Here is an 11,100-nt window from a genome sequence, read left to right as displayed (position 1 = left end):
CACGCGGCTTCACATTGTAATCGATCACCCGCTTTACCGGGACTAGCGCTTTCATATGTCGGTTCCTTACTCAAAATTATCGTCGCGTCCGCCGTGCAGTCGCCAATTTGCCCTTGGTCATCCAATCCCCTGCTCGTCACCGCGTTCCGGGGCACCGCACCAGCAGGCATTGTCCGCGGGACTTATTTCGGAGCCATCCGGATCGCGCCATCGAGCCGGATCGTCTCGCCGTTGAGCATCGGATTGGCGATGATCGATTCCACCAGCATGGCATATTCGTCCGGTTTGCCGAGCCGGTTCGGAAACGGAACCTGCTTGCCCAGCGAATCCTGCGCCTCCTGGGGCAGTCCTTCCAGCAAGGGGGTGAGAAATAGGCCCGGCGCAATCGTCATCACGCGAATGCCGTAACGCGCAAATTCGCGCGCAATCGGCAAAGTCATCCCGGCGACGCCCGCCTTCGACGCCGCATAGGCCGCCTGACCGATCTGCCCCTCATAGGCGGCGACGCTCGACGTGCTGATCACCACGCCGCGCTCGTCTCCGATCGAATCGGCATCGTGGATGCGGGCGGCGAACTTGGACAACACGTTGAAGCTGCCGATCAGGTTGATGTTCACCAGTTTGGTAAAGTCGGCCAGCGGGATCGGCGCGCCATCGCGGTCGATCACCTTCTTGGGCGGAGCGATGCCGGCGCAATTGACGAGGATCCGGGCCTTGCCATTGACCGCCTCGGCATCCTCGATCGCTTTCGAGACGCCAGCCTCGTCCGTCACGTCGACATGCGCGAAACGTCCGCCAATCTTGGCGGCATATGCTTCGCCGACGTCCGTATTGAGGTCGAAGATGGTCACTTTCGCGCCAAGCCCTGCCAGATGAGCGGCCGTAGCCCCGCCAAGACCGGATGCGCCCCCGGTCACGATGGCGGCAAGCCCTTCCACTTTCATTCGCTTGGTCCTTTCCATTGGTCCGAAGATAGACGGGGCCTCGATCGGCGCGCACCGGTCTTGTGCATTTCGATTATACGAACAGTCCGTGCGAGAACCCGATCCCGCGCGCCTGCGCCCCGGCCATCTTTCCTCAAGTGTCTTTTATACTGGCCAGTAGATACTAGTCTGGAACGTATGATGTCAACGTGCCCGATCTGGAGTTCATGACGAACCGATCCCAACATCGGCCGCGCAAGTCTGTATGGGGTCTTGATCTGCCGCGTCGGAGGGGTAAGCCCGCATGAGTCCTTGCGAAACTGCGCTGGACACGATGAAGAGAGGTTCCATGCCCCAAGACATTCCAATGCGCTCATGGCTGTTCGCGCCCGGCGACAGCGAACGCAAGATGGAGAAATGCGCGGGCAGCAGCGCGGATATTGCGCTGTTCGACCTGGAAGACGCAGTCACAATCGACCAGAAACCCGCCGCCCGGACCATTGTGCGCGAGTTCCTGCAATCGCGCGAAACCGGCCACGAACGCCTGTGGGTGCGGATCAATCCGGTCGACGGACCCTTCGCCGCCGAAGACCTTGCCGCCGTGATGCCCGGCAGGCCCGGCGGGATCATGCTGCCCAAGTCGCGCGGGCGGCACGATGTCGAATTGCTGGACCACTATCTCACCGCGTTGGAAGCGGCCAACGGGATCGAGCAGGGTTCGACCAAGGTGATCGCGCTCGTCACCGAAGCGGCCGAGGCGATGTTCACCACCGGCGATTACGCGGGCGCGCCGCGCCTGATCGGCATGACATGGGGCGCGGAGGACCTTGCCGATGCGCTGGGCGCCAGCAACAACCGCGATGCCGATGGCGATTACGATTTCACCTACAAGCTTGCGCGAGGCCTGTGCCTGATCGGCGCGGCCAGTGCCGGCGTGCTGCCGATCGAGACGATCCACGGCGATTTCCGCGACCTCGACGGGCTGCGCGACCGCGCCGAAAAGGTCCGCGCGCAAGGCTATCGCGGCATGCTGGCGATCCATCCCGCGCAGGTCGACATCATCAACGAGGCTTTTACCCCCAGCGAGGAGGAAATTGCCGCCGCGCAAGAGATCGTCGACCTGTTCGCCGCCAATCCGGGCGTCGGGGCCATCGGCTACAAGGGCGGCATGCTCGACCGGCCCTATCTCGCGCGCGCTGAAACCGTGCTGCGACTGGCTGGCCGGCTCTGACCCTCGCCGTTTGGCGGGAAGTCGCGGCCCGCCGCTGCTACGCCTGCGATCCCTTGAGCAGGGCCATGCGCAGGCATTCGCATACGATCTCATCGCGCTGGTTGAACAGCTCGTGCCGGAAGGTAACGATGCCGCACCCCGGCCGCGACCGCGAATCCCTGAGTTCGACGACTTCGGTCCGCGCGCGAAGCGTGTCGCCGATAAAGACCGGCGCCGGCATGGTCAGCCTGTCATAGCCGAGATTGGCGACCAGCGTGCCCAGCGTGGTATCTCCCACCGACAATCCGATCATCAGCGCAAAGGTGAAGGTCCCGTTGACCAGAATCTGGCCGAACTCGCTCTGCTTTGCCGCTTCCGCGTCGAGGTGCAGGGGCTGGGGGTTATGGGTCATGGTCGTGAACAGCAGATTATCCGTTTCCGTGACCGTGCGGCCGATCTCGTGCGTCAGCGTGTCGCCCACGCTCCACTGGTCATAGAACCGTCCTGCCATTCTTCTCTCTCCTTGCCAGACCCGCGGCGGCGTGCCCGGCCTTTGCGAACGGGCGGTGACTGCCTGCCCGCGCCCGATGGCGCAAGCCCGGCCGTCAATCCGCCATGTCCAAGGGAAGCTGTCTAGCCCCTCAGATCCGCAGTCACCGCGTGATCGGGAGCGCCATTCGCCTCGAAGGCCACGATATTGGCGATGGTGGTCTGTGCGATGGCCTCCATCGCCTCACGCGTGAAAAAGCCCTGATGGCCGGTGATCAGCACGTTGGGAAAGGTCAGCAGCCGTGCGAATACGTCGTCCTGCAACACCTTGCCCGACAGATCGTCGAAGAACAGATCGCCTTCCTCTTCATAGACGTCGAGGCCGACATGGCCGATCCGCCCGCTCTTCAGCCCGCCGATCAGCGCCTTTGCATCGACCACCGCCCCGCGGCTGGTGTTGATCAGGATCACGCCCGGCTTCATCGCGGCGATGGCCTTCGCATCGATCAAATGATGAGTCTGCGGCGTCAGCGGGCAGTGGAGCGAGACGATGTCGGACGTTGCCAGCAGCTCTCCCCACTCCACATAACGCCCGCCCGCGTCCGTCAGCGCATCGTCCGGGTTCGGATCGCTGGCAATCACCCTGCACCCGAACCCGCGCAAGATCGCCGCGACCCTGATGCCGATCTGACCCGTCCCGACGATCCCCGCGGTCTTGCCCTTGAGATCGAACCCCAGCAGCCCATCGAGCGCGAAATTGCCCTCGCGCACGCGGGCGTAGGCGCGGTGGATCCGGCGGTTGAGCGACAGGATCAGGGCCAGCGTGTGCTCGGCAATCGCATCGGGGGAATAGGCGGGCACGCGGGCGATGGCGATGCCCAGTTCGCCGGCCTTGTCCAAATCGACATTATTGAAACCCGCGCAGCGCAGCGCGACCAGCCGCACGCCGCATCCGGCCAGCGATGTCAGCACCTCCGCGTCCAGATCGTCGTTCACGAAGGCGCAGACGGCTTCATATCCCTCAGCCATGCGCGCGGTGGGCACGGACAGATGCGCCTCCACGAAGGCGAGCTCGTGCGGGGCCCCGGCCGCCTGATTGGCGGCGGTCAGGAATTCGCGGTCATAGGCGCGCGTGCTGTAGACGATCGTTTTCATGCAAGGCTCCCGGCGTGGACCGGCGGCAGGCTAGCGGATGTGGCCCAATCGCGTCCACCGCGGCGAGCGCATGAGCCGTCATGCGAGGGCTGGTCACCGGCCGGGATTACACGGATAATGCAAGGCGCGATCGGTAATCCCGGTCCATCTCGGCAAGCCATGGCATAATCATCGCGCCGAATGCCGCCCGATCCATCGGCAAGCCCGCGACATGGCTATCGCGCCTGACGCCCGGCCTGACGCCCGAAAGGGCGCAAAGGCGATTGATGGCACGACAGGCGTCTTCCAGTTCAGCCGAACACAGGATGATGGCATGGGCAAGCACCGCGCTATCGCCCGATCCGTCCCGCCGCAGCGTCCATCGCTGGGCAGTGCCTGCCAGTTTGCGTCCATCGAGAACGACATTATAGTTTCCGTCGCAGAAACTCCCCGCAACCGGACCGACAGAAACCGCGCCAAGATGCGAGGCGGCGCGGGAAATCGGCGCGGTCAGGACGCGGTACGTACTCGCCAGATCGCGCGCGTCTTCGCCCCGCAGAACATGCACCAGGGACAGGTTGAGGATGCCCGGCCCCTGCGGAACGATGCCCCCGCCCGAGGAGCGCAGCGCGACCGGCCAGCCGCGCTGCGCACTCTCCTTCGCCGCACGCTCGAAACCGGGCAGCCGCCCGATCGATCGGGGCGCGACGAGCGATTGGCCGGCGGTCCACAGCATGGCTTCGAAATCGCTGTCACCCTCTGCCACGAGGGCCAGCAGACGCGCCTCCTCGTCCAGCGCATCGGCGATGCGGTCGAAATGGCGAATGTCCTTCACACGATGGCGCCGATGTTTTCCAGCCGATCGCAAAGCGCGCTCAGAAAGAGCGCGGCGGGCGTTCCATCGATGGCGCGGTGATCGAAGGTCAATGACAGGCCGATATGAGGTGCAAGGTCGACCCTGCCGTCGGCGGTCCGAACCGGCCTGTCGAACATGCTCCCCAGACCAAGAATGGCGACCTGCGGCGTGTTCAGAATGGGCGTGAAATGCTCGACCCGGGTCAGCCCGAGATTGCTGATCGTGAACGTCCCGCCCGTCATCTCGCGCACGTTAAGGCGGTTGGTGCGCGCACGCTGGGTAAGGTCCTGCCGTGCCGCCCGCAGCTGAGTCAGCGACATCGCCTGCGCATCGAAAATGGCGGGCGCGACCAGAAGCCCGTACGCAAGCGCAATGGCGACCGACAAATGGACCGCGGGGCCGCAATGCAATTCGTTGTCGATCAGCCGCGCATTCATCTGCGGATGATCCGCAAGGGTGCGGATCGCCGCGAACATCGCCAGATCCTCGATCGAGGTTCTGTCTCCCCGTTCGTCGCGCGCCTGCTTGGCAGCCATCAGCGCCGAGGCATTCGCAGAAGCATGATGCGTAAGCTGCGCCGCGTCATGCAGGCTGGCGACCATCTTGTCGGCGATCATCCGGCGCGGGCCGCGAAGCTTCGTCACCGTCATCGCGGGCGGCTGCGCCGGGGCATCGGTGGAGGCCATGTCAGCCGATCCGCGCAATCGTCTCGCCCTTGGCGGCGACCTCGTCCGCCTGCCTGACGATGGCGATGGTTCCGTCCGCCGGGGCAAGCACCTCGTGCTGGACTTTCTCCACCATGATCTCGGCGACAAGCTGGCCCTTCGCCACCTGCGCGCCATCGGACACGAGCCATGCGGTGATCGCCGCCTCGCTGTCCTCGTCCCACAGATCGGTGGGTATCACGACATCGGTTGCCACTGTATTCTCCTAGCTGCGGGCGCCGGGCTGGATGGTCCGCCAGGCCGCGACGATCTTGTCGGCATCGGGCAGGCAATGGCGTTCCATCACCCGCGCGAACGGTATCGGCACATCCGGAAAGGCGACGCGGATCGGCGCGGCCTTCAGCATCGCCGGATCGTGTTCCGCCACGGTGGCGATGATCTCGCCGCTCATGCCAAAGCTGCGGTAATCCTCGTCCACCACGATCAGCCGGCCCGTCTTCGCGACCGAGGCGCGGATCGCGTCCCGGTCCAACGGGACGAGCGAGCGCAGGTCCACGACCTCTGCGCTGACGCCTTCCGTTTCCAGTTGCGCGGCCGCTCTCAGCGCGTGATGCACGCCGATGCCGATGGAAACGATGGTCAGATCGCTGCCTTCGCGCGCGATGGCGGCCTTGCCGATCTCGACCTCATAGGGATCGGAGGGCACATGGACGGTCGCACCCCGTTCGGTGCCGAGCCAGCCCATGCCCTGCAGCCCCTTGTGATACATATAGACCACGGGATTGTCGTCGCGCAGCGCGGTGGTCATCAGGCCCTTGGCGTCATAGGCGTTCGAGGGGGCGACGACCTTCATCCCCGGCAGATGCGCGAAGGTGCCATACAGGCACTGCGAATGCTGTCCGCCGTCCGAGTAGCCGCCGCCGGTGGAGGTCATCAGCACCATCGGCACGCGAAACGACCCGTTCGAGAAATAGGTGTTCTTGGCCATCAGATTGTAGATCGCGTCGAAGCACACGCCAAAGAAATCGACGAACATCAGCTCCACGACCGGCCGCATGCCGTCCTGCGCCGCGCCGACCGCCGCGCCGACGAAGGCGGTTTCCGATATCGGCGTGTCGCGCACGCGCTCTGCCCCGAATTCGTCGATCAGGCCGCGCGTATTGCCGTATACCCCGCCCAGCGCGCCAATATCCTCACCCATCACGAAGACGCGCGGATCGATCCGCATCTCCTGCGCCAGCGCCTCGGCCATGGCGCGCGCGATGGTCAGCTTGCGTTCATTCTCCTTTATTTCGGTCGTCATGCGTCCGCTCCCTTGCCGGCGGTTTCGACGAACATGCCGGACAGCGCGTCGGCAGGATCGGGATCCGGACTCTGGCGGGCGAAGGCGATGGCCTCGTCCACGGCGTCGCGGGCGCGGTCCTCGATCAGGACGAGATCCTGCTCATCGACCCCTTCGCTTTCGAGCAGATGGCGGCGGAAGGCGGGGATCGGGTCTTTCGCGACAAGCCCGTCCTTTTCTCCCTCGGGCCGATAGGCCTCGGCATCGCCCATGAAATGCCCGGCAAGGCGGGATGTCTCGATCTCGATCAGCGATGGACCGCCGCCGCTGCGCGCACGCTCTATCGCTTCGCCGGCGGCTGCGAAGATGGCCAGCGTGTCGTTGTTCTCCACCCGGTGGCCGGGCATCGCATAGGCGTCGGCGCGCACGTGGTTGTGCGGCACCGCGGTAGAGGCTGCCTTGGATACCGAGATGCCCCACGCATTGTCCTCGATCACGAAGACGACGGGTAGCGTCCAGACGGAGGCAAGGTTCAGCGCCTCGTGAAAGGCGCCCTGGTTTACCGCGCCTTCGCCGATATAGGCGACCGCGACGCCGGGCTTGCCCTGCATCTTGCGCGAGAGCGCGGCGCCCACCGCCGGGCCAAGTCCCTGCCCCACGATGCCCGAACAGGCAAAATTCACCGCCGGATCGAACAGATGCATGTGACCGCCCCGCCCGCCGCTCAGCCCCGTGCTCTTGCCGAAGATTTCCGCCGCCATGCGTTTAAGGTCGACATTCTTGGCAATCGCCTGGTGGTGGGGCCGGTGGGTGGCGGTCACGATGTCGCCTGCGGTCAGGTGAACGCAGACGCCCACCGCGCAGGGTTCCTGCCCATCGGACAGGTGCATTTCCCCCGGTATGGGCCCGTTCGCCATGTTGAAGACCGGCTGCTTGCCTTCCAGATAGATGCGGGCGATCGCCTCCTCGAAACGGCGGCTGGTCACCATCTTCTCGTACATCCAGAGCTTTTGCGCGGTGGTCGCTTGCTTGGTCATGCGGAGTCTTCCTGCGAGAGTGGGGCCTGCGCGATGCCCGCGCGGATAAGCGCATCGCGGGCATGCGACAGCATGGCGGGATCCTCGATGGTGGCGGCGGGGGTGTAGGGCTGGCCGTCGACGATGCAGCGCAAGGTTGCGCGCAGGACCTTGCCCGACCTTGTCTTGGGCAGGCCGGGGACGGCAACGGCTTCACGGAATGCTGCGACGGGGCCGATCTCGGCGCGGACGCGGGCGACGATGTCGCGCGCTACGGCCGCCTCGTCATGCTCGGCACCGGCCCGCAGGACGAAGAAGCCTACGGGCCGATGCCCCTTGAGCGGATCGGCGGCGGCCACAACCGCGCATTCGGCGATGTCGGGATGTGCCGCGACGACCTGCTCCATCGCGCCGGTCGACAGGCGGTGGCCCGCGACATTGATGATGTCGTCGCTCCGCCCCATGATGTGAAGGAACCCGTCCGCGTCGAAGAAGCCGTTGTCGCCGGTGGCGTAATAGCCGGAATGCGCGGCAAGATAGGTCGACACGAAGCCTGCATCATTGCCCCACAGCGTCGTCAGGCATCCGGGCGGAAGCGGCAGCGCGATGGCAACGTCGCCGCTTTCCCCGGCAGGCAAGCGCGCGCCGTCGGGGCCCAGCACCGCGATATCGAAACCCGGGACGGGCCGCCCCGCGCTGCCCTGCCGCGTCTCGCGCTCACCAAGGCCAAGGCAGGTGGCGATGGCGGGCCAGCCAAGCTCGGTCTGCCACCAGTGGTCGATCACCGGCACGCCGAGTTGCCGTTCGATCCATTGCAGCGTGTCGGGATCGGCTCGCTCGCCCGCCAGGAACAGCGCGCGCAGGCCTTCCATGTCGGCGGCCGCGATATGCGAGCCTTCGGGATCCTCGCGCCGGATCGCACGGATCGCGGTCGGCGCGGTGAACAAGATATTCACGCCATAGTCGCGAACGACGCGCCAGAATGCCCCGGCGTCGGGCGTACCGACGGGCTTGCCCTCGTAAAGCACGGTGGTGCAGCCGGTCAGCAGCGGCGCATAGACGATATAGCTGTGGCCGACGACCCAGCCGATATCGGACGCGGCCCAGAAAACGTCGCCCGCCCGCGCACCATAGACGGTTTGCATGCTTTTCGCCAAAGCCACCGCGTGTCCGCCATTGTCGCGCACCACGCCCTTGGGCGTGCCCGTCGTGCCGCTGGTGTAGAGGATATAGAGCGGATCGGTCGCCGCGACATCGACGGGATCGGCGGGCTGTGCGTTCTTCAGGCTGGCATGCCAGTCGTGTTCGCCCGCGGGATCGAGCGTGACCGCGTGTTGCGGGCGGCGCAGCACGATCCGGGGCACGGCGCTGCCGGCAATTGCCTGCGCCTGCGCAATGATCGGCAGATATTCCACCACCCGCGCCGGTTCCAGCCCGCAGCTGGCGGTGACGATGATGACTGGCTGCGCATCGACGATCCGTTTCGCCAGTTCCGGAGCGGCGAAACCGCCGAATACCACCGAATGCACCGCGCCCAGCCGCGCGCAGGCCAGCATCGCCATGACCGCTTCGGGGGCGAGCGGCATGTAGATAAGCACCCGGTCGCCCTTCCCCACGCCCATGCCGCGCAGCATGCCCGCGACCCGCGCCACCTCGTCCCGCAATTCGGCATAGCTGTAGCGCCGCCGCTCGCCGGTCATGGCGCTGTCGAAGATCAGCGCGGCGACATCGCCCCGCCCCGCCTGAACATGGCGGTCGAGCGCGTTGTGGCAGGTATTGAGCCGCCCGTCCGGAAACCAGCGGCAGAAAGGCGCATCGCCGGTATCCACATCGATCCGGGGCACAGCCGACCAGTCGATCAGATCGGCCGCCGCCAGCCAGTCGTGCGGGCCGGATACGCCAGAGGGTTGAGGAGGATGCCCCGCCATGGTCAAAAGAACCCGAGCGCCTTGGGACTATAGCTGACCAGCAGGTTCTTCACGTTCTGATAATGCGCCAGCATCATCAGGTGATTTTCCCGCCCGATCCCGGATTGCTTGTAACCGCCGAATGCCGCGTGGGCGGGGTACAGATTATAGCAATTGGTCCACACGCGGCCCGCCTGGATCGCCCGCCCCGCGCGATAGCAGCGGTTGATGTCGCGGCTCCACACGCCGGCTCCAAGGCCATAGGCGGTGTCGTTGGCGATGCGGATCGCTTCCTCGTCGTCGCGAAAGGTCGTCACCGCCAGCACGGGGCCAAAGATCTCCTCCTGAAAGACGCGCATGTCGTTGGTCCCGCGCAGGATCGTGGGCGCGACGTAATAGCCGCCTGCCAGCGTGGTATCGGTCAGCGCGCGGCCCCCGCCCGCGACGACCTCGGCCCCTTCGCCGCGCCCGATCTCGATATAGTTCAGGATCTTGTCGAGCTGTTCCTGCGAAGCCTGCGCCCCGATCATCGTCTGGCTGTCCAAAGGATTTCCCTGCCGGATCGCCTTCAGACGCTGGGTCGCGCGTTCCATCAGCCGGTCATAGACGCTTTCGTGCACGAGAGCGCGGCTGGGGCAGGTGCACACCTCTCCCTGGTTCAGCGCGAACATCAGCGCCCCCTCCACCGCCTTGTCGAAGAATTCGTCGTCCTCGTCGGCAATGTCCGCGAAGAAGATGTTGGGCGATTTGCCGCCCAGTTCCAGCGTGACGGGGATCAGGTTCTCGGTCGCGTATCGCATGATCTGGCGCCCGGTCGAGGTGGCGCCGGTAAACGCGATCTTGGCGATGCGCGGCGAGGTGGCGAGCGCCTTGCCGGCCTCTTGCCCATAGCCGTTGACGATGTTCAGCACGCCCGCCGGCAGCAGGTCGCCGATGATCCCGGCCAGCACCATGATCGAGGCGGGCGTCTGCTCCGCTGGCTTGAGCACGATGCAATTGCCTGCCGCCAGCGCGGGGGCGATCTTCCACGCCGCCATCAGGATCGGGAAGTTCCACGGGATGATCTGCCCGACCACGCCCAGCGGCTCGTGGAAGTGATAGGCGACGGTATCGTCATCGATCTGCGACAGGCGGCCCTCCTGCGCGCGGATTGCTCCCGCAAAATAGCGGAAATGGTCGATGGCGAGAGGCAGGTCGGCGGCCATGCATTCGCGGATCGGCTTGCCGTTGTCCCAGCTTTCGGCCTTGGCCAGCAGTTCCAGGTTGGCCTCCATCGCATCGGCCACGCGGTTCAGCACGCGCGCCCGGTCGGCGGGGCTGGTCCGGCCCCATGCGTCCTTTGCCTTGTGCGCCGCATCCAGAGCGCGCTCGACATCCGCCTCGCGCGACCGGGCGATCTCGTTCAGCCGAGCCCCGTCCACCGGCGAGAGATTCTCGAAATACTCGCCGCCTCGCGGTGCGACCCATTCGCCGCCGATGAAATTGTCATAGCGCTCGGCAAAGACGCCCGATGCGCGCGCGGCAGCGTCGCCTGATGTGTTCTGCTCGGTCATGTGTTCGATCCTGAAACTGTGCGCCGCGCGGCGGCAGGCCGGGGTCGCATGAAGGTACTGGATGC

The 11,100-nt window shown here is 65.5% G+C and carries 11 protein-coding genes; 1 reads left to right on the top strand and 10 read right to left on the bottom strand.

Translation table 11 applies throughout. The annotated features are described in order from the left end of the window. Nucleotides 1-182 precede the first annotated feature (182 nt). Nucleotides 183-944 (bottom strand): SDR family NAD(P)-dependent oxidoreductase, encoded by a 762-nt coding sequence (locus AC4FIJ_RS14455; protein WP_490337379.1) that lies wholly within the window; start codon nt 942-944, stop codon nt 183-185. A gap of 328 nt (nt 945-1,272) precedes the next feature. On the opposite strand from AC4FIJ_RS14455, the gene AC4FIJ_RS14450 reads away from it, so the two are divergent. After that, nucleotides 1,273-2,154, top strand: a complete 882-nt coding sequence (locus AC4FIJ_RS14450; RefSeq protein WP_490337378.1) for an HpcH/HpaI aldolase/citrate lyase family protein — start codon at nt 1,273-1,275, stop codon at nt 2,152-2,154. Between the two features lie 37 nt (nt 2,155-2,191). Here AC4FIJ_RS14450 and AC4FIJ_RS14445 read toward each other — a convergent pair whose 3' ends face one another. From AC4FIJ_RS14445 to exaC, 9 genes are all read right to left on the bottom strand, one after another. Beyond that, nucleotides 2,192-2,644: a MaoC family dehydratase gene (locus tag AC4FIJ_RS14445; RefSeq protein WP_490337377.1), complete on the bottom strand. Its 453-nt coding sequence runs from the start codon at nt 2,642-2,644 to the stop codon at nt 2,192-2,194. A 122-nt stretch (nt 2,645-2,766) separates the two neighbouring features. After that, a complete protein-coding gene (locus AC4FIJ_RS14440) occupies nt 2,767-3,777 on the bottom strand; it encodes a 2-hydroxyacid dehydrogenase (protein ID WP_490337376.1) in 1,011 nt (336 codons plus the stop codon). Between the two features lie 106 nt (nt 3,778-3,883). Further along, nucleotides 3,884-4,591 (bottom strand): lipoyl protein ligase domain-containing protein, encoded by a 708-nt coding sequence (locus tag AC4FIJ_RS14435; protein WP_490337375.1) that lies wholly within the window; start codon nt 4,589-4,591, stop codon nt 3,884-3,886. Next, nucleotides 4,588-5,298: a 2-oxo acid dehydrogenase subunit E2 gene (locus AC4FIJ_RS14430; RefSeq protein ID WP_490337374.1), complete on the bottom strand. Its 711-nt coding sequence runs from the start codon at nt 5,296-5,298 to the stop codon at nt 4,588-4,590. The genes AC4FIJ_RS14435 and AC4FIJ_RS14430 overlap by 4 nt, the downstream gene beginning before the upstream one ends. Before the next feature lies 1 nt (nt 5,299). Next, entirely contained in the window at nt 5,300-5,533 is a 234-nt protein-coding gene (locus AC4FIJ_RS14425; protein ID WP_490337373.1) for a biotin/lipoyl-containing protein, read from the bottom strand. Between the two features lie 9 nt (nt 5,534-5,542). Beyond that, nucleotides 5,543-6,580 (bottom strand): alpha-ketoacid dehydrogenase subunit beta, encoded by a 1,038-nt coding sequence (locus AC4FIJ_RS14420; RefSeq protein ID WP_490337372.1) that lies wholly within the window; start codon nt 6,578-6,580, stop codon nt 5,543-5,545. Next, the gene (locus AC4FIJ_RS14415) at nt 6,577-7,596 is read right to left on the bottom strand and encodes a thiamine pyrophosphate-dependent dehydrogenase E1 component subunit alpha (protein WP_490337371.1); all 1,020 of its coding nucleotides are present in this window, start codon (nt 7,594-7,596) and stop codon (nt 6,577-6,579) included. The genes AC4FIJ_RS14420 and AC4FIJ_RS14415 overlap by 4 nt, the downstream gene beginning before the upstream one ends. Further along, a complete protein-coding gene (locus AC4FIJ_RS14410) occupies nt 7,593-9,503 on the bottom strand; it encodes an AMP-binding protein (protein WP_490337370.1) in 1,911 nt (636 codons plus the stop codon). The genes AC4FIJ_RS14415 and AC4FIJ_RS14410 overlap by 4 nt, the downstream gene beginning before the upstream one ends. A 2-nt stretch (nt 9,504-9,505) precedes the next feature. Then, nucleotides 9,506-11,035: an acetaldehyde dehydrogenase ExaC gene (gene exaC / locus AC4FIJ_RS14405; RefSeq protein ID WP_490337369.1), complete on the bottom strand. Its 1,530-nt coding sequence runs from the start codon at nt 11,033-11,035 to the stop codon at nt 9,506-9,508. Nucleotides 11,036-11,100: the final 65 nt, after the last annotated feature.

It is taken from the genome of Croceicoccus sp. (genome assembly GCF_983967925.1).
The sequence above is the reverse complement of the archived record's forward strand: the minus strand, read 5'-3'. Positions and strand labels throughout refer to the sequence as shown.